Source organism: Streptomyces sp. NPDC008137 (assembly GCF_042957035.1).
Classification (GTDB): domain Bacteria; phylum Actinomycetota; class Actinomycetes; order Streptomycetales; family Streptomycetaceae; genus Streptomyces.
In genome coordinates this window covers 39,255-56,866 of record NZ_JBIBHN010000033.1, presented here as the reverse complement: position 1 = coordinate 56,866, position 17,612 = coordinate 39,255, and the positions used below count along the sequence as shown (strand labels likewise).

Annotated in this window: 19 protein-coding genes and 1 tRNA gene; 13 read left to right on the top strand and 7 right to left on the bottom strand. The window is 72.1% G+C overall.

Features of this window, described 5'->3' with window-relative positions:
* Positions 1 to 7: 7 nt before the first annotated feature.
* Together ACFZBT_RS34680 and ACFZBT_RS34675 are read right to left on the bottom strand one after the other, a co-directional pair.
* The gene (locus tag ACFZBT_RS34680; protein ID WP_391112362.1) at positions 8 to 616 is read right to left on the bottom strand and encodes a TetR family transcriptional regulator C-terminal domain-containing protein; all 609 of its coding nucleotides are present in this window, start codon (positions 614 to 616) and stop codon (positions 8 to 10) included.
* A gap of 75 nt (positions 617 to 691) precedes the next feature.
* On the bottom strand, positions 692 to 1,870 hold the full coding sequence (locus ACFZBT_RS34675) for a Glu/Leu/Phe/Val dehydrogenase dimerization domain-containing protein (RefSeq protein ID WP_391112359.1): 1,179 nt from the start codon (positions 1,868 to 1,870) through the stop codon (positions 692 to 694).
* Between the two features lie 138 nt (positions 1,871 to 2,008).
* Between ACFZBT_RS34675 and ACFZBT_RS34670 the strand changes: the two genes are divergently transcribed.
* The 13 genes from ACFZBT_RS34670 to ACFZBT_RS34610 all read left to right on the top strand — a co-directional run bounded on the left by ACFZBT_RS34670 (position 2,009) and on the right by ACFZBT_RS34610 (position 12,770).
* Positions 2,009 to 3,274, top strand: a complete 1,266-nt coding sequence (locus ACFZBT_RS34670) for an MBL fold metallo-hydrolase (protein ID WP_391112357.1) — start codon at positions 2,009 to 2,011, stop codon at positions 3,272 to 3,274.
* 396 nt (positions 3,275 to 3,670) lie between these two features.
* Complete coding sequence (locus ACFZBT_RS34665; protein ID WP_391112354.1) at positions 3,671 to 5,542, top strand: ATP-binding protein; 1,872 nt, start codon at positions 3,671 to 3,673, stop codon at positions 5,540 to 5,542.
* Between the two features lie 87 nt (positions 5,543 to 5,629).
* Positions 5,630 to 6,064 carry a roadblock/LC7 domain-containing protein gene (locus tag ACFZBT_RS34660; protein ID WP_391112351.1) on the top strand — a complete coding sequence of 145 codons (435 nt, stop codon included), beginning with the start codon at positions 5,630 to 5,632 and terminating at the stop codon, positions 6,062 to 6,064.
* Positions 6,065 to 6,066: 2 nt separating this feature from the next.
* Complete coding sequence (locus tag ACFZBT_RS34655; protein WP_391112442.1) at positions 6,067 to 6,438, top strand: DUF742 domain-containing protein; 372 nt, start codon at positions 6,067 to 6,069, stop codon at positions 6,436 to 6,438.
* Positions 6,416 to 7,045: an ATP/GTP-binding protein gene (locus ACFZBT_RS34650; RefSeq protein WP_391112348.1), complete on the top strand. Its 630-nt coding sequence runs from the start codon at positions 6,416 to 6,418 to the stop codon at positions 7,043 to 7,045. The genes ACFZBT_RS34655 and ACFZBT_RS34650 overlap by 23 nt, the downstream gene beginning before the upstream one ends.
* A gap of 61 nt (positions 7,046 to 7,106) precedes the next feature.
* Positions 7,107 to 7,679 (top strand): GAF domain-containing protein, encoded by a 573-nt coding sequence (locus ACFZBT_RS34645; protein ID WP_391112345.1) that lies wholly within the window; start codon positions 7,107 to 7,109, stop codon positions 7,677 to 7,679.
* Positions 7,680 to 7,833: 154 nt separating this feature from the next.
* On the top strand, positions 7,834 to 8,862 hold the full coding sequence (gene tdh / locus ACFZBT_RS34640) for an L-threonine 3-dehydrogenase (protein ID WP_391112342.1): 1,029 nt from the start codon (positions 7,834 to 7,836) through the stop codon (positions 8,860 to 8,862).
* Positions 8,863 to 8,896: 34 nt separating this feature from the next.
* Positions 8,897 to 10,099, top strand: coding sequence for a glycine C-acetyltransferase (locus ACFZBT_RS34635; RefSeq protein WP_391112339.1), 1,203 nt, complete (start codon positions 8,897 to 8,899; stop codon positions 10,097 to 10,099).
* Positions 10,100 to 10,125: 26 nt separating this feature from the next.
* On the top strand, positions 10,126 to 11,043 hold the full coding sequence (locus tag ACFZBT_RS34630) for a LysR substrate-binding domain-containing protein (RefSeq protein ID WP_391112336.1): 918 nt from the start codon (positions 10,126 to 10,128) through the stop codon (positions 11,041 to 11,043).
* A gap of 46 nt (positions 11,044 to 11,089) precedes the next feature.
* Positions 11,090 to 11,668: a helix-turn-helix domain-containing protein gene (locus tag ACFZBT_RS34625; RefSeq protein WP_391112333.1), complete on the top strand. Its 579-nt coding sequence runs from the start codon at positions 11,090 to 11,092 to the stop codon at positions 11,666 to 11,668.
* Positions 11,665 to 12,198 carry a GNAT family N-acetyltransferase gene (locus tag ACFZBT_RS34620; protein WP_391112330.1) on the top strand — a complete coding sequence of 178 codons (534 nt, stop codon included), beginning with the start codon at positions 11,665 to 11,667 and terminating at the stop codon, positions 12,196 to 12,198. Before ACFZBT_RS34625 ends, ACFZBT_RS34620 begins: the two co-directional genes overlap by 4 nt.
* A gap of 30 nt (positions 12,199 to 12,228) precedes the next feature.
* On the top strand, positions 12,229 to 12,588 hold the full coding sequence (locus tag ACFZBT_RS34615) for an MmcQ/YjbR family DNA-binding protein (RefSeq protein ID WP_391112327.1): 360 nt from the start codon (positions 12,229 to 12,231) through the stop codon (positions 12,586 to 12,588).
* 108 nt (positions 12,589 to 12,696) lie between these two features.
* Positions 12,697 to 12,770, top strand: a tRNA-Pro gene (locus ACFZBT_RS34610).
* An 86-nt stretch (positions 12,771 to 12,856) separates the two neighbouring features.
* Here the strand turns inward: ACFZBT_RS34610 and ACFZBT_RS34605 are convergent.
* The 5 genes from ACFZBT_RS34605 to ACFZBT_RS34585 all read right to left on the bottom strand — a co-directional run bounded on the left by ACFZBT_RS34605 (position 12,857) and on the right by ACFZBT_RS34585 (position 17,530).
* Positions 12,857 to 13,420, bottom strand: a complete 564-nt coding sequence (locus tag ACFZBT_RS34605; RefSeq protein WP_391112324.1) for a hypothetical protein — start codon at positions 13,418 to 13,420, stop codon at positions 12,857 to 12,859.
* A 123-nt stretch (positions 13,421 to 13,543) separates the two neighbouring features.
* The gene (locus ACFZBT_RS34600) at positions 13,544 to 14,080 is read right to left on the bottom strand and encodes an NUDIX hydrolase family protein (RefSeq protein WP_215117242.1); all 537 of its coding nucleotides are present in this window, start codon (positions 14,078 to 14,080) and stop codon (positions 13,544 to 13,546) included.
* A 76-nt stretch (positions 14,081 to 14,156) separates the two neighbouring features.
* Positions 14,157 to 15,296: an amidohydrolase family protein gene (locus ACFZBT_RS34595; protein ID WP_391112321.1), complete on the bottom strand. Its 1,140-nt coding sequence runs from the start codon at positions 15,294 to 15,296 to the stop codon at positions 14,157 to 14,159.
* A 1-nt stretch (position 15,297) separates the two neighbouring features.
* Positions 15,298 to 16,701, bottom strand: coding sequence for a glutamine synthetase (locus tag ACFZBT_RS34590; protein ID WP_391112318.1), 1,404 nt, complete (start codon positions 16,699 to 16,701; stop codon positions 15,298 to 15,300).
* A 16-nt stretch (positions 16,702 to 16,717) separates the two neighbouring features.
* Positions 16,718 to 17,530, bottom strand: coding sequence for an SAM-dependent methyltransferase (locus ACFZBT_RS34585; protein WP_391112315.1), 813 nt, complete (start codon positions 17,528 to 17,530; stop codon positions 16,718 to 16,720).
* Positions 17,531 to 17,612 lie beyond the last annotated feature (82 nt).

Sequence of the window (17,612 nt, the reverse complement as noted above, 5' to 3'; positions counted from 1 at the left end):
GAGTGGTTCACAGCAGGGTGACCGACTCCAGGCCCAGTTCGCGAGACAGCGCCTCCTCCACCCACTCCTGCGCCCGCGCCCGCGGCACCGCGCCCTCGTAGGACGTCAGCTGGACGGCGAGTCCGTCCAGCAGGGCGGTGAGGCGCAGGGCCGTGCCGGGTGGGTCGGGGCAGTGGAACTCACCGGCCGCCACGCCCTCCGCGATGACCTCGGCGATGGCCGCCTTCCACTGCCAGTCGAGGTCCTGGGCGACCTCCCGCAGCGCGGGCTCGCGCAGCGCCGCCGCCCAGCCCTCGATCCAGAGCCGCCAGCCCTTGGCCTGGCCCGTCGGGGCGTACCACCGTACGGCCGACCGCAGCCGGCGCAGCGCGGACGTACGGCGGCCCAGCAGCTTGCGCAGATGCGCCAGGTCGCCCTCCGCCGCATGCCGGAACGCGGCGGCCACCAGCTGTTCCTTCGTCGAGAAGTGATAGAGGACCAGCGCGTTGCTCACCCCGAGCGCCGAGGCGATGTCGGCGATCCTGACCGCGGTCACGCCCCGCGCCTCGATCTGCTCGACGGCGGCCCGCAGCAGATCACCGCGCCGTTCCGCCACGCTCAACCGGACTCTCGTCACGCCGTCACCCTACACACGCGCGCGCACCCTCTTGACGTGTGGATTCGGCCGGTCCGGCGGCCGGTTCGACGTACCTCAGCGGTACCAGCCGAAGCGCTCCGCGATCAGCGGCATCCGGTCCGCCGCGATCGCGTGGGCGGCCGTGCGCGGTGTCGTCCCGTCGGTCTCCGCCCGGGCCAGCATCCGGTCGACGAGGGCCCGCATCGAGCCGCGGACGTGGGCGAACGCCTCCTCCGCGTCGGCGCCGATGTCCCCGAAGAGCGTCCACCACCACCAGGCGTTCGTCCCGGAGTTGACCACCACGTCCGGCAGCACGGTCACCCCGCGCGCGGCCAGCAGCAGCTCCGCCTCCGGTCGTACGGGCATGTTGGCCGCCTCGACGACCCAGCGGGCGGTGATCCGCTCCTGGTTCCCGGAGTCGATCGCGTACGAGACGGCCGCGGGCACCAGGACGTCCGTGTCGGCCGACAGCCACGCGTCGCCGGGCAGCTCGCGGTCGCCTGGCCGCAGCGCGGATCGGTCCACGGCGCCGTGGGCGTCCCGCGCGGCGAGCAGCGCCTCGACGTCCAGGCCCGCCGGGTTGGCGATCGTGCCCTTGACGTCGGCGACGGCCACGACCGTGAGTCCCGCGCGGGAGAGGAAGCGTGCGGTGGCCCCGCCCATGGTGCCCAGTCCCTGGAGGGCGACCCGCGTCCCCGGGTAGGGCACACCGGCGCGGTCCAGGGCTGTGAGGGCCGCCTCTGCCACACCGCGGCCGCCGACCAGTTCGTCGAGCCCCATGCCGTCCACCTCGACCGCGAACGCGTCCGCGAGTCGCCGCCTGGCCTCGGCCTGGTCGTCCAGCAGGGGATACACGGCCTGTATGGAGGAGACCAGCCCCGCCTCGGCGGCGGCCCGGTCCACCAGGTCCTGGGTGAGCCCGAGGTCCTCGCCCGTCGTCCAGCAGCTCTCGATGTACGGCCGCATCGCGCGCAGATAGCGCACGAGCAGGGGGTAGGCCTGCGGGTCCCGGGGGTCGCAGTCGATGCCGCCCTTCGCGCCGCCGAGCGGGACGTAGCGGCTCTCGGGGTCGTAGTGCAGGGCCTCCTTCATGGTCATCCCGCGAGCCAGGCCGGTGACCTCCTCCAGGGTGCACCCCGCGCGCATCCGCAGACCGCCGCTGGCGACACCGCGCACCAGCCGGTCGACGACCAGAAAGCCCTGGTGACCGGTGAGGTGGTCGGTCCAGGTGAGGGACAGCAGAGGGCTGGCCATGCGGGCTCCTTCGCCGGGGTTGCCGAGGGTGTTACTGAATCACCGGTCAGTATCGCCCTCGGAGGGACCCCGGTGCCCCGGTGTTGTCGGAGGGGCCGACCATAATGGAAAGCCTGACCGACTCCACCTGGAGGTACCGTGGCCGGTTTCCGTCCCCTGAGCACCGGGCTCCGTGCGCTGCGGCCCGGGGCGTTCGGCGCGGATCCGCGCGGTGAGCGCATGGCGCGCATCCGCAGATCGCCCCACTTCAAGGACGGGGTCTTCCAGAACCCCGGCGGCCCCGCGCGGACCCGGCCCTCGGGCTCCACCCTGGACTTCGCGAAGGTCTTCTTCGACAAGGAGACCCGGCCCCGCCGCAGCCCGAAGGGCACGGTGCCGCTGCACTCCACCACCCTCGCCGACATCGCCCGGCCTCCGGCCACGGGGCTGCGGCTGACGTGGATGGGGCATTCCAGCGTCCTCGCGGAGATCGACGGCCGACGGGTCCTGTTCGACCCGGTGTGGGGCGAGCGCTGCTCCCCGTTCCCCTTCGCCGGACCCAGGCGGCTGCATCCCGCGCCCCTGCCGCTGGCCGCGCTCGGCCCGGTCGACGTGGTGGTCATCTCGCACGACCACTACGACCATCTGGACATGCCCACCATCAAGGCCCTGGCCGGTACGGACACGCTGTTCGCCGTGCCGCTCGGCGTGGGCGCGCACCTGGAGCACTGGGGGGTGTCCGCCGGCCGGCTGCGCGAACTGGACTGGCACGAGACCACGAAGATCGGCGGCCTGGCCCTGACCGCCACCCCGGCCCGGCACTTCTGCGGCCGGGGCCTGCGCAACACCCAGCACACCCTGTGGGCCTCCTGGGTCGTCGCGGGGGAGGAGCACCGGATCTACCACAGCGGCGACACCGGCTACTTCGACGGCTTCAAGGAGATCGGCGCCGAGCACGGACCGTTCGACGCCACGATGATCCAGATCGGCGCGTACTCCGACTTCTGGCCCGACATCCACATGACGCCCGAGGAGGGCATGCGCGCCCACCTCGACCTCCAGGGCGGACCGGAGCACGGCCCGATGCTGCCGATCCACTGGGCCACCTTCAACCTCGCGACCCATCCGTGGGCGGACCCCGGCGAGGGGACGGTCGCGGCCGCCCGCGCGGTGGGCGCCCGGGTCGCCCTGCCCCGACCCGGCGAGCCTTTCGAGCCCACGGCGGAAACCGTCCCGTCCGAGCCGTGGTGGCGCGCGGTGGCGCTCGCCCCGGCGGGTGGGTTTCCGGACAGGGAGGGCCCTGCGGACGCCACGATCAAAACCGCGGCGGGCGCGGGAGTGATGGCCCAGGCTGATACGGAGGGTGACGATCGGGGAGGGGCGGCCAAGGGTACCGAGGACCCCGAGACGCTCCCGGCGGGCTGACGGGGACCGGACGGGACGTAGACGGCGAGGGCCGGGAGCCTCCAGCTCCCGGCCCTCGCCGTTTCTGTGCGACCGCTTCTGACCAGGTCGGATCAGACGATGTCTATTCACATCCGGTTGCGTGCCGGGGATATCGGCCAGTCGTGCGAGACCTCATACCAGAGCAGGACGCTCACCGTATGAGTTTGTCAACTGCCCACCGCACATGATGCGCTGGCGACTACTGTCAGTGGCCGTCGGGAAGCAGGCGGACCAGGGAGCGGGGACCGGCACGTGCAGGCGCAAGGCGGACGAGGGAGTAGACGCGGCGGGGATCCCCGCCGTCCACGCGAGCCCGATCGCACGCCCGCGAGCCCCCCTGGCAGCCAGCACCGACGGACCAGTACGAGGACACCGATGTCTCACCTCCGCGCCCCGGCCGCACGCGCAGACCGCCGTGAGGGCGGGCGGCACGGGCGGCCGGCCGCCCGCACCGCACCCGCGCTGCCCGAGACCCACATACGGCCCCAACTGCTGCGTCTCGCCGTGCTGCCGCCCGTCGCCGTCGCCCTCAGCGGCTGTGCCGCCGTCCTCTTCACCGTCCGGTCCACCGGAGCGCGGCCGGGCCTCACCCTGTGGGCCGTGCTCGCCGGGGCGGTCTCGGTGACCCTCGTCGGCATCGTCGTCGCCGCCGTGGCCGCCAACCGCGCCGCCCGGTCCGTGCAGGACCGCATCGGCGCGCTGCGCCGCACCACCGAGCGGCGCGAGGCCGACCTGAGCGGCCTGGTCGAGACGCTGCGCCGCGGCGACGGCCCGCCGCGGCCCGGCCCCGACGACCAGCCCGGCGATCCCGCCGAGGACGCCGACGACTTCGACCTACTGGCCGCCGACCTGACCCGCGCGCACGACGCCGCCCGCACCGCCGTCGTAGAGGCCGCGCAGCTCTCCAGCCAGGCCGGCAGCGAACAGAAGCTCGAGGTGTTCGTCAACCTCGCCCGGCGCCTGCAGTCACTGGTGCACCGAGAGATCTCCATCCTCGACGAGCTGGAGAACGAGATGGAGGACCCCGAGCTGCTCAAGGGGCTCTTCCACGTCGACCACCTCGCCACCCGCATCCGCCGGCACGCCGAGAACCTCGCCGTGCTCGGCGGGGCGGTCTCCCGCCGCCAGTGGAGCAACCCCGTCTCCATGACCGAGGTGCTGCGCTCGGCCATCGCCGAGGTGGAGCAGTACTCGCGGGTCAAACTCGTGCCCCCGATCGCAGGCACCCTGCGCGGCCACGCCGTCGCCGACGTCATCCACCTGCTGGCCGAACTCGTCGAGAACGCCACGGTGTTCTCCGCCCCGCAGACCCAGGTGCTGTTGCGCGCGGGCCTCGTCACCTCCGGGCTCGCCGTGGAGGTCGAGGACCGCGGACTCGGCATGCCCGTCGACGAGCAGACGCGGATGAACGCCCTCCTCGCCGACCCGGACCAGGTGAACGTCGCCCGGCTCCTCGCGGACGGACGCATCGGCCTGTTCGTGGTCTCCCAGCTCGCCCGGCGGCACGGCATCAACGTCCGCCTCCAGAGCAACATCTACGGCGGAGTGCAGGCGGTGCTCGTCGTGCCGCAGGCGCTGCTGGGGGCGGAGGCAGGTGCGTCGGAGGGCGGCCGGCCCAGTGCCGGTGCCGGGACGGTGCCCGAGGCCGGAGCCCGGGCGGAGTCCAAGAGGCCCTCCTCGGCCGAGGAAGCGGTGCCCGGCGGGGCCGGCCCTGGCGGCACGCCCGATTCCGGTTCCGCGTCCGCGGCAGGGTCCTCGACGGTGTACGGATTCTCGACCGTGTCGGGTGCCGTGCCCCGAGCGCACCAGCCGGAATCCGAACCGGACTCGGGCGGGACCCCGAAGAACGGCCACCCCGCGCCCCTGCCCGTGCGCGGGACCCGCCGGGAGCGTCCCACCCCGGCCGAGGCACGGCCCGGGATCAGCCCGGACCACCGGCGCGTCCTCGCCGGGAACGTCACCGAGCCGCCCACCCCCCGCAACGGCGCCGTGCGCGGCACCATGGGCAAACCCCAACTGCCCCGCCGCCGCGCCCAGGAGCACATCGCACCGCAACTGCGCGACGGTCCCACGCCGCGCCAGGACCCCGAGTACCTCGTCGGCCACGACCCCGGTCTGATGGCGGCCTTCCAGCGCGGCATCAGCCTCGCCGAGGCACAACAGCACATGGAGTCGGGGCACAGGGAGCCGGTGCACACCGATCACAGCACCACCACCCGGCAGGACGGGAGCGCACCCGCCGGATGACCACCCCCCCTGTCCACCCCCACACCCCTATCCACCCCCACCCCCAGCGCTCCCGCAGACCTTCGTACCCCAAGGAGTCGATCCACCATGGCGAGCGATGCGCCGACCGCCCAGGTATCCGATCTCGACTGGCTGATGAGCGGCCTCGTGCAGCGCGTACCGCACACGAACGCCGCCGTGCTCCTGTCCTGCGACGGGCTCGTGAAGTCCGTGCACGGCCTCGACCCGGACAGCGCCGACCACATGGCCGCCCTGGCCTCCGGCCTGTACTCCCTCGGCCGCAGCGCCGGTGTCCGCTTCGGCGACGGCGGTGAGGTACGCCAGGTCGTCGTCGAACTCGACTCGACCCTGCTGTTCGTCACCACCGCCGGCTCCGGCACCTGTCTGGCCGTGCTCGCCGGGCGCGAGGCCGACGCCGCCGTGCTCGGCTACGAGATGGCGATGCTCGTCAAGAGCGTCCGCCCCTACCTGGTCACCGCTCCCCGGCAGCAGTCCGTCGAACCCCCGGCGATGAGGCCTTGACCGTGACGGCGGCCGGTGACGGGCCCTGGCTCGACGAAGCGGCCGGGCGGCTGGTGCGCCCGTTCACCGTCAGCAACGGCCGCACCCGTCCCACCGTCGCGCTCGACCTCATGTCGCAGCTGATGGCCACCGGGGCGACCCCCCTCGGCTATCTCGGGCTCGAGCACACGCAGGCGCTCGACCTGTGCCGCGCGCCCGTCGCGGTCGCCGAGGTCGCCGCCCATCTGAAACTGCCGGTGGCCGTCACCAAGGTGCTGCTGGCGGACCTCGTCGACTGCGGGGCGCTGACCACCAAGCCCCCCGCGTTCTACCACAACCCGACGGACCGGGCTCTTCTGGAGGCAGTGCTCGATGGACTACGACGACAGCTCTGACTACGCCGACGGACCACGCGGCAGCGCCGATCCGTTCCCCACCGCGCTCAAGATCCTGGTCGCGGGCGGGTTCGGCGTGGGCAAGACGACCTTCGTCGGCGCGGTCAGCGAGATCGCGCCGCTCAGCACGGAGGAACTGCTCACCACCGTCAGTGCCGCGACCGACAACCTCGACGGCATCGAGAACAAGGTCGAGACGACCGTGGCCATGGACTTCGGCCGCATCACCCTCGACCCGAAGCATGTGCTGTACCTGTTCGGCACGCCCGGCCAGGAGCGCTTCTGGTTCATGTGGGACGAGTTGTGCGAGGGCGCTCTCGGAGCGGTCATCCTCGCCGACACCCGCCGTCTGGAGGAGTGTTTCGCGGCGGTCGACTTCTTCGAACAGCGCGGCCTCGGCTTCATCGTCGCCGTCAACGAGTTCGACGGCTCCCACCGCTACGACCCCGAGGAGGTGCGCGCGGCCCTCGACCTGACTGCGGACGTCCCCGTCATGTGCTGCGACGCCCGGATCTCCAGCTCCGGGGTCCGGACCCTGCTGACCCTCGTGCGCCACCTGATCGCCCACACCCCGGCCCCCACGACGGGGTACGGCGCCCATATGTGACCCCCTCACACCTGCCAGGGAGCCCCTGTATGACGCATGCCCACACTTCGCGAGTACGCCCATGAGCTACGACCCGCCGCGCCCGGCCGGTCGTCTGCTGCTCACCCCCGAGGACAAGGAGGCCCCCGCCCGCACCCGCCGACTGCGCCGGCTGGGTCTGGGGGAGCGCCCCGAACCCGCGCTCGACGCCTTCGCGTACCGCCTCGCCGAGCTCACCGGTGCGCCGTACGCCATGGTCAACTTCCCCGACGAGCAGCGGCAGTTCTACGCGGGCCTGTACGTCCCGCCCGTGGCGCCGGTGGTGCGCGGCGACGGCACCAGCCCTCAGGTGGGCCGTGCCATGCCCCGCGACCATGGCTTCTGCCCCCATGTGGTGGCGCGACGCAAGGCCCTGGTCCTGGAGGACGTCCGCGACTACCCGCGGTTCGCGGGCAATCCGGTGGTCGACGAGTTCGGCATCCGCTCCTATCTGGGGGCACCGCTCCTCGACGGCACGGGGCTGGTGCTGGGCACGGTCAGTGTCGCCGACGTCGAGCCGCGCCCCTGGGGCAAGCCGGGCCTGACGGCCATCAAGGAACACGCCGCGCAGCTCGTCCTGCGGCTGGAGGGCCTGGACGGCTCGCTGCCCTGCTGAGCGCGTGAAGGAAAGCTGAGGCAGCGCTTAAGAAATCCTCGATGGACCGGTGCGGCCGCCGTACGGCAGATTGCAGTGCGATCCCACTCCTCTCCCGGCCCAGGGGCTTCTTCGGCATGCCCGGAGCCGGGACTCACCCACAGGAGCCCTAGCGGTGAAGGCGCTGGTCAAAGAGAAGGCGGAGCCCGGACTGTGGCTCACTGACGTCCCGGAGCCCGCCGTCGGGCCCGGCGACGTACTGATCAAGGTGCTGCGCACCGGTATCTGCGGCACCGACCTGCACATCAGAGCCTGGGACGGCTGGGCGCGGCAGGCCATCAGCACCCCGCTCGTGCTCGGACACGAGTTCGTCGGCGAGGTCGTGGAGACCGGGCGGGACGTCGCCGACATCGGCATCGGCGACCGGGTGAGCGGCGAGGGCCATCTGGTGTGCGGCAAGTGCCGCAACTGCCTGGCGGGCCGCCGGCATCTGTGCCGGGCCACCGTCGGGCTGGGGGTGGGCCGGGACGGGGCGTTCGCCGAGTACGTGGCGCTGCCCGCCGCCAACGTCTGGGTGCACCGGGTGCCCGTCGACCTCGACGTGGCCGCGATCTTCGACCCGTTCGGCAACGCCGTGCACACCGCGCTGTCGTTCCCGCTCGTCGGCGAGGACGTCCTGATCACCGGCGCGGGTCCCATCGGTCTGATGGCCGCGGCCGTGGCCCGGCACGCCGGTGCCCGCAACGTCGTGATCAGCGACGTCAGCCCGGAGCGGCTGGAACTGGCCCGCAAGGTCGGGGTGAGCCTCGCCCTCGATGTCTCCGGCGCCGGCATCGCCGAGGGGCAGCGCGCGCTCGGTCTGCGCGAGGGCTTCGACATCGGCCTGGAGATGTCCGGCCGCCCCGAGGCCCTGCGCGACATGATCGCCAACATGACGCACGGCGGCCGGATCGCGATGCTCGGCCTGCCCGCCGAGGAGTTCCCCGTCGACTGGGCCCGGATCGTCACCTCGATGATCACCGTCAAGGGCATCTACGGCCGCGAGATGTTCGAGACCTGGTACGCGATGTCCGTCCTGCTGGAAGGCGGCCTCGACCTCGCGCCCGTCATCACCGGCCGGTACGCCTTCCGCGACTTCGAGGCGGCGTTCGCCGACGCGGCGAGCGGCCGCGGCGGCAAGGTCATCCTCGACTGGACCGCGTAACCCCCCTGTCCCGCAAGCACCTCAGGAGCCCCTCATGTTCGACTCCGTGCGCGACGACCTGCGCGCCACCCTCGACGAGATCCGCGCCGCCGGCCTGCACAAGCCCGAGCGCGTGATCGGCACCCCGCAGTCCGCCACCGTGAACGTCACCGCCGGTGGCCGCCCCGGCGAGGTCCTCAACTTCTGCGCCAACAACTACCTCGGCCTCGCCGACCACCCCGAGGTCGTCGCCGCCGCCCACGAGGCCCTGGACCGGTGGGGCTACGGCATGGCCTCCGTCCGCTTCATCTGCGGCACGCAGGAGGTGCACAAGGAACTCGAGGCGCGGCTGTCGGCGTTCCTCGGCCAGGAGGACACGATCCTGTACTCCTCCTGCTTCGACGCCAACGGCGGTGTGTTCGAGACGCTGCTCGGCCCGGAGGACGCGGTCATCTCCGACGCGCTCAACCACGCGTCGATCATCGACGGCATCCGGCTGTCCAAGGCCCGCCGCCTGCGCTACGCCAACCGTGATCTGGCCGAGCTGGAGGCCCGGCTGAAGGAGGCGTCCGACGCGCGGCGCAGGCTGATCGTCACCGACGGCGTCTTCTCCATGGACGGCTATGTGGCGCCGCTGCGCGAGATCTGCGACCTGGCCGACCGCTACGACGCGATGGTCATGGTCGACGACTCGCACGCCGTCGGCTTCGTCGGCCCCGGCGGGCGGGGCACGCCCGAGCTGCACGGCGTGATGGACCGCGTCGACATCATCACCGGCACCCTCGGCAAGGCCCTCGGCGGCGCGTCCGGCGGCTATGTGGCGGCCCGCGCCGAGATCGTCGCCCTGCTGCGCCAGCGCTCCCGGCCGTATCTCTTCTCCAACACGCTCGCCCCGGTGATCGCGGCGGCTTCCCTGAAGGTCATCGACCTGCTGGAGTCCGCTGACGACCTGCGTATCCGGCTGGCCGAGAACACGGCCCTCTTCCGCGGCCGGATGACCGAGGAGGGCTTCGACGTCCTCCCCGGCGACCACGCCATCGCACCGGTGATGATCGGTGACGCGGCGGTCGCCGGCCGTATGGCGGAGCTGCTGCTGGAGCGCGGTGTGTACGTGATCGGCTTCTCCTACCCGGTCGTGCCGCAGGGGCAGGCCCGGATCAGGGTCCAGCTGTCGGCCGCGCACTCGACGGACGACGTCAACCGCGCGGTCGACGCGTTCGTGGCGGCACGGGCTCAGCTTGACGCCGAGCAGGCCTGAGCGGCGCGTTTGAGACAATCGATCGCATGATCGAAGCGCGGCGGCTCCACATCCTCCGTGCGGTGGCGGACCACCGTACGGTGACGGCGGCTGCCGCCGCGCTGTACCTCACCCCGTCGGCCGTCTCCCAGCAGCTCGCCGCACTGGAGCAGGAGACCGGCCACCGGCTCGTCGAGCGAGGTGCCAAAGGCGTACGGCTCACTCCCGCCGGTGAGATCCTGCTCGACCACACCAACGCGGTCCTCGCCCAGCTGGAGCGGGCCGAGGCCGAGCTGGCCGCGTACAGCTCGGGAGCCGCGGGCACCGTCACGGTCGCCTCCTTCGCGACCGGCATCGCCCTGGTCGTGGCACCCGCGGTGGCCCGGCTCGCCGAGTCCGCGCCCGGGATCCGTATCCGCGTCCAGGACGCCGAGGGCGACGCCAGCCTGCCGATGGTGCTGGACCGGCAGGTCGATGTCGCCGTCGCCGTCGAGTACCGCGGTGCCCCGCCCGCCGACGACCCGCGACTGGCCCACGTACCGCTGTACGCCGAGCCCTTCGACGCGGTCGTGCCGGTCACCCACCCGCTGTCCGGCGTGCCGGAGGTCCCGCTCGCCGGACTGGCCAAGGACCCCTGGATCGGCCCGTACCCCGGCAATCCCTGCCATGACGTGGTGGTCCTGGCCTGTGAGAACGCCGGCTTCCAGCCTCGTATGGAGCACTCCTCGGACGACTTCCGCGCGGTCGTCGCCCTCGCCTCCGCCGACGCCGGTGTCGCCCTCGTGCCGCGCTCGGCGCTGCGCGGCATGGACCTCGCGGGCGTGGTCGTCCGCCCCGTCGACGGCACCGCCCCCACGCGACGGGTCTTCGCCGCCGTCCGCCGGGGAGCCGAGGAGCATCCCCTGATCCGCCCGGTGCTGGACGCGCTCGGCGCGGCGGCCCAGGCACAGCCGCTGCCGGTGTGAGGACCGCGAAACCCTGATGTCTCATATTCGGGATAGTGTCCCGGATATGAGAAGCGATGACGAGGGCGCGGACTCCGTCGACACCCGGCTGGGTCTGCGCCTGGCCGAGCTGCGCGCCGAACACGGCTGGTCCCTGGGCGAGTTGGCCGACCGCAGCGGAGTGAGCCGGTCCACCCTGTCCCGGGCCGAGCGGGCGGAGATCAGCCCCACGGCCTCGCTGCTGAACCGTCTGTGCGCCGTCTACGGGCGCACCATGTCGCAGCTGCTCAGCGAGGTCGAGGCCGAGCCGTCGCCCGTCGTGCGGGCGGCCGACCAGCATCTGTGGCGGGACCATGCCTCCGGCTTCGTACGACGGTCCGTGTCCCCTCCGCACTCCGCCCTGCGCGGCGAACTCGTCGAGGCCCGGCTCTCGCCCGGCGCCGACATCGCCTACGACCGTCCGCCCGTCGCCGGCCTCGAACAGCACATCTGGGTCCTGGAAGGCGCCCTCGACGTGACCTCGCAGGACACCGGTCACCACCTCGGCACCGGCGACTGCCTGCGCATGCGCGTGTGGGGACCGACCAGGTTCCGGTGCGCCGCTCCAGGGGGTGTGCGGTATCTGCTGGCGGTGGTGCGGCCGTGATCGTCAAGCGTCTCGACGAAACTCGACTGAAGGTGCAAGCAGGTGAGTTGGCGGGTTTGCTGGCCGGCACCGTCAACGCCGGTGCCTCGGTCGGCTTCCTCGCCCCGCTCGACCGGGCGGAGGCTCGCGCATGGTGGGAGGAGCGGGCCCCCGACGCGGCCGCGGGACGGCTCGCCGTGTGGGCGGCGTACGACGGGGACCGGGTGCTGGGCACCGTGAGCCTCGCCTTCCCCGGCAAGGCCAACAGCCGTCACCGCGCCGAAATCGTCAAGCTCATGGTGGACCCGGACGCCCGCGGGCGCGGCCTCGGCCGCGGCCTCCTGGCGACGGCGGAGGACGCCGCCGCGGCGGCCGGGGTCACCCTCCTGCACCTGGACACCGAGACCGGCAGCCCCGCCGAGCGGCTGTACCGGTCCGCGGGCTGGACGGCGATCGGCGCGATCCCGGACTACGCGGCGAGCCCCGACGGGGTGCTTCGGCCGACGACGATCTACTACAAGCACATACCGGCAGACGCTCTCACCAGGTGATTGTCAGTGGGTGCGGCTACCGTGCCTGCCATGCCGGATGCCGAAGACGTACGACGAATCGCCCTCTCCCTCCCGGACACGACGGAGAAGATCGCCTGGAGCATGCCCACGTTCCGGGTCGCCGGGAAGATGTTCGTGATGCTCCCCGAGGACGAGACGTCCATCGCCGTGCGCTGCCCCAAGGTGGAGCGGGACGAACTGGTGCTCGCCGAGCCGAAGAAATTCTGGATCGCCGACCACGAGGCCTCGTTCGCCTGGGTGCGAGCCCGGCTGGACGCGCTGGAGGGCGAGGACGAACTGCGGGACATCCTCGCCGACTCCTGGCGCCAGGCGGCCCCGAACAGGCTTCTGGAGGCGCATCCCCGGCTGGGACTCCCGACGGAGGAGTGACGTCCCCTGGAGGGCGGGCCCCCGGAAACGGATGCGCGATCACCGGCGCGAGTGCGGTATTGTTTCCCTGCGCGTTCGGCCGGGGGAACCCCCAGGTCAGACGGGCAACGGGACGTGGCGCAGCTTGGTAGCGCACTTGACTGGGGGTCAAGGGGTCGCAGGTTCAAATCCTGTCGTCCCGACTTATGAAGTCGCAGATCAGGGCCGGTTTCGGAGGCATCCGAAACCGGCCTTCGATCATTCTTGGGGCCCAGATGGGGACCGGCCTTCAACCAGGCTGGTCGACGACGTTGGCCGTCCATGTGCCCGGGGATTGGATCCTCACGAAACCGGGTCCTGGAATCGTGGCCGTGCCCCGGGTGTCGCCGTCACTCTCCAAGCGGTCTTCCCTTCCGTCGTCGAAGGAGAAGAAGCCGAACGAGTTCCGGCTGTACTTGTCCGTGAAGTCGAACCGGAAGCGTCCCTCACTGCCTCGCCAGATGAAGACCTGCGAGCCGGTCCCGATGACCCGGCCCCGAAGGGGCCGCAGTTCATCGACGGCAATCCGGTCAAGACTCCAGCGAGCGAATCCGTTCGACTCTCGGCCGGCTCTCTCCACCTCGACATGCGTGTACTCGCCCGGCAGCACGAACGCATGGGGCGCGGTGCCCCACGTCCGCAGCAAGTAGCCCCCTGTCCTCTTCACCCTCGGCGTGTCGATGACCGGTGTGATCACGAAGCTCGTCAACGGCCCGCGAGAGCGCACCACGAGAACGGCCGGGCTCCCGGCCGCCCGGTGCACGGGCACCGTCCTCGTGCGCCAGCCACCGACCGGAAATCCCTCAAAGCTCATGCTGCCCCCTCAACATCCGACATGCCCAGCTGCCCTCCGGCTCGGCGGTACTGAACACCACGACGGGGTGCGTCCAGTCCAGCAGGTCCTGGCTGCTCACCCCTTCGTGAGGGCCCGCCCCGGTCAGATCACACAGCCCGCATGGGCCAGCGCCTGCTTCAGCAGCACTCCGTGTCCGCCCGGCATCTCGCTCTGCACCGCCTCGGAGACGGCCTCCTGCGGGCTGAACCACACCAGGTCGAGCGCGTCCTGCCGAGGACGGCAGTCGCCCGTCACCGGCACGATGTAGGCCAGCGACACCGCGTGCTGGCGGGGGTCGTGGTACGCCGTGATGCCCTGGGTCGGGAAGTACTCCGCGACCGTGAAGGGCTGCAGCGACGCCGGGACGCGGGGGAGCGCGACCGGGCCGAGGTCCTTCTCCAGATGGCGCAGCAGGGCGTCGCGGACGCGCTCGTGGTGCAGCACGCGTCCGGAGACCAGCGTCCGGCTGACCGTTCCGTCGGGCCCGATGCGCAGCAGCACACCGACACTGGTGACTTCGCCGCTGTCGTCGACGCGGACCGGGACGGCCTCGACGTACAGGATCGGCATGCGGGCACGTGTCATCTCCAGTTCGTCGGAGGACAGCCAGCCGGGCGTGGTATCGGTCATGTCAGACATCGCTTGATCATACTTTCAGCCGTTCGGACTTCCTGGATAGCCGCTCCAGGGGAACTGTGACCGGCCCCACGCCGTCCTAATCCCCTCCCGGCATGTCGTCCGGCAGCCGGTAGACCCGCAGGGCGTTGTCCCGACCGGCCCACCGCGCGATGCGCAGCGCGTCCGGCAGGGACAGCTCGTCGGTGTCCACCCGCTCCTGGAGCAGCCCCGAGAGCCCTTGCCGGAAGGCGAGCGCCCCGAGGTGGAAGAACTCGGCCACACCGTACGCGTCCGAGCTGTACAGCAGTTTGCGGAACGGTGTGATCTCCAGGGCCTCCGCGAGGACCGCACCGGCCCGGGCGGGGCCGACGTAGTGCAGGGTGAGGCCGACGTCGAGGTACACCTGCTCGAAGACCGCCGCAAGGTAGGCGGCCTGCCGCTGGTAGGGCCAGCAGTGCAGCAGCAGGACGGGGATCGTCCCGGCGGTCAGGTGCAGCCAGTCCGTGAGGTGGCTGGGGTCGGCCCGGTGCAGCCGGATGTCGTTGTCGCCGAACCCGGTGTGCAGCTGGAGCGGCAGACCCAGGTCGACGGCGGTCCACAGCAGGTGCCGTACGAGGACCGGGTCGGCCAGCCGCCCGCCGTCAGTGGACCAGCGCCGGGCGGCTTCGGTGACCTCCGCGTCCGAGGGGCGGGCCGGGTCCAGGTCGAAGCCGGTGCGATAGGCCGCCACCGACTTCACGGCCACCACGCCGGGCCGCCGCACGGCGTCGAGGGCGGCCGCGCGGAAGGCGTCCGCGTACGCGTCCGGTTCCACACCGCCGGCCCGCACCGACTCGGCGACCGCCTCCAGCCGTACGACCTCGTACGCGGACCCGCCCGCGGCCTCGGCGAGCTGGGGCGGGGTGGTGAGCCGGTCGGGGGTGAGGCCGGTGTCGACGCAGAGGACGTCCGTGCCCGAGGCGCGCAGGAAGCGCCGCCGCACCTCTTGCCACCCCAGTTCGGAGCGCCGGGCGAGGTACTCCTCGGCGGGAGCGTGCCGGGGCAGGCCCAGCAGGGGAGCACAGTGGCGGCGCACGGCCACGCCCACCGGGCTGTCGAAGGGCGAGAGGCCCGGCCAGACGTCGCCCTCCGTGATCAGCGACTCGAAGGCCGCGCGGTCGAGGTCGGCGGTGACGGTGCCGTGGCAGTGGTGGTCCACCAGTTTCAGGGCGTCGAGCGTCTCGCGGACCGCGCTCACGTCAGTACTTCCATCGGTACGCCGCCGCCACCTGGTCGTCGTCCAGCCCGGCCACGGACGCCAGTTCGCCCCGCCGTACGGCGATCACCGCGTCGGCCAGGACCGGTCCCAGCGCCGCCCGCAGCGGTGCGTCCCGGCGGAACTCCTCGACGGCCTCCTGCAGCGACACCGGCAGCCGTCGCACGCCCCGGGCCGCCGCCTCCGCCTCGGCCAGTCCTGCCGGGTCCCCGGTGATCTCCCCGGGCAGGGCGGTGGACGACGTCAGGCCGTCCAGCCCGGCGGCGATCAGGGAGCCGATCGCGAGGTAGGGGTTGGCCGCCAGGTCGACCGGTTTGATCTCCAGGTTGGCCGCCTGGTCGCGCAGGCCCGCCGTGCCGGTGATGACGCGCAGGGCGGTCTCCCGGGTCTCGCGGCCCCAGGCGGTGAACACGCCGGCCCACTGGGAGGGCCTGAGCCGCAGATAGCTCGCGGGGCTCGGGGCGGTCACGGCCGTGAGGGCGGGCAGATGGGAGAGAAGGCCGGCGGTGAACGACTCCGCCTCGGCCGTCATGCCGTACCGGCCCCCGCCCCCGGAGTGCAGGCTGACGCCGTCACGCCACGCGGAGAGGTGGACGTGGCCGCCGTTGCCGACGCCCAGGCCCACGACGGCCGGTGCGAAGGAGACCCGGAGCCCGTGCCGCTGGGCCACCGCGCGGACGGTCTGCCGTACCAGCACGCTGCGGTCGGCCGCCGCCACTGGATCGACGGCACCCACCGAGATCTCGAACTGCCCGGCCGCGTACTCGGGATGGACCTGTTCCACGTCGATGCCCTGCGCCGCGCAGGCCGCCAGCAGGTCGGCGGTGTAGTCGCCGAGCTCGACCTGCCGGGTGGCGCCGTAGGCGGGGCCGGTCGTCGCGGGCGTGAACGTGTCGTCGGGCGCGTCGCCCCTGGCCACGGTCCACTCGATCTCGATGCCCGCCCGGAAGGCGAGGCCGTGGCGCTCGGCCGCCTCGGTGACGGTCCGGCGCAGGAACGTGCGCGTGCAGCCGGGATGCCGCTCACCGTCCTGTGTGATCCGGTCGACCGGCGCCCACGCCCAGCCGGGCTGCCCGGCCAGCACCACCAGCTGGTCGAGGTCGGGGTAGAGGCGCAGGTCGCCGTCGGGGGAGCCGAGGACGTCGGTGGTGACGATGGAGTCGTTCGCCAGGAACGTGTCGAACACCGGGGACATGCCGACGCCCCAGGCCGCGGCGGAGGCGAGCCGGGCTGTCGGGACGGTCTTCACCCGGCAGATGCCCGCGGTGTCGACGTAGGCCAGCACGACGCCGTGCACGCCCCGCCCGGAGAGCTCGCCGCTCAGCGCGGTGGCCCGCTCGACGTCGCCGGGGCGGCCGCCGGGCACGGGATCGGCAAGGGTGGTCATACGCCTCTTCCTCGGGTCAGGGCTTCACGGCCACCGCGCCGAACTGCGGTACCAGCACGGCCGAGCCGGACTCGGCATGCCACTGCCCGCACGACACCATGCCCGGTTCGAGCAGTTCGAGACCCTCGAAGAACGCGGCGATGTCCGTGCCGCTGCGGGCGGTGATCGGGGGAGTGGCGTTCTCGTTCCAGAACTTCATGGCCGGTATCTGGCCCGCGCCGCCCAGCTCGTCGTCGAAGGTGGGGTGGGTGAGGACGAGGAAGCTGCCGGAGGGGACCGCGGCCATCACGCGGCGCACGATTTCCCGGGCTTTCTCCGTGTCCAGCACGAAGTTGAGGATGCCCAGCATCATGACGGCGACGGGCCGGGTCAGGTCCAGGGTGTGCCCGGCCCGTTCGAGGATGGCGTCCGGGTCGTGCACATCGGCGTCGATGTAGGCGGTGACGCCGTCCTGGGTACCCGTCAGCAGGGTGCGGGCGTGCACCAGCACGATCGGGTCGTTGTCGACGTAGACGATCCGTGAGTCGGGCGCGATCCGCTGGGCGATCTCGTGGGTGTTGTCCGCCGTCGGCAGCCCCGTCCCGATGTCGAGGAACTGCCGCACCCCACGCTCGGAGGCCAGGAACGACACCGCCCGGCCCAGGAACTCCCGGTCCGCCCGGGCGATGTCCCGGATGATCGGGAACATACCGGCGACATGCTCGCCGACCCGCTGGTCGACCTCGTAGTTGTCCTTGCCGCCGATCCAGTAGTTCCACACGCGGGCGTTGTGCGCCACACCGGTGTTCAGCCGCGCCGAGCCGCTCGGCGGGGTGTGGCTCTCACTCACGTCTCTTCCTCTCCTCGGACCGGCGACCGGGAGGACCGGCCGTCGCCGCCATTGTGCCGTTCCGGTGATCACGCTGTCCCGG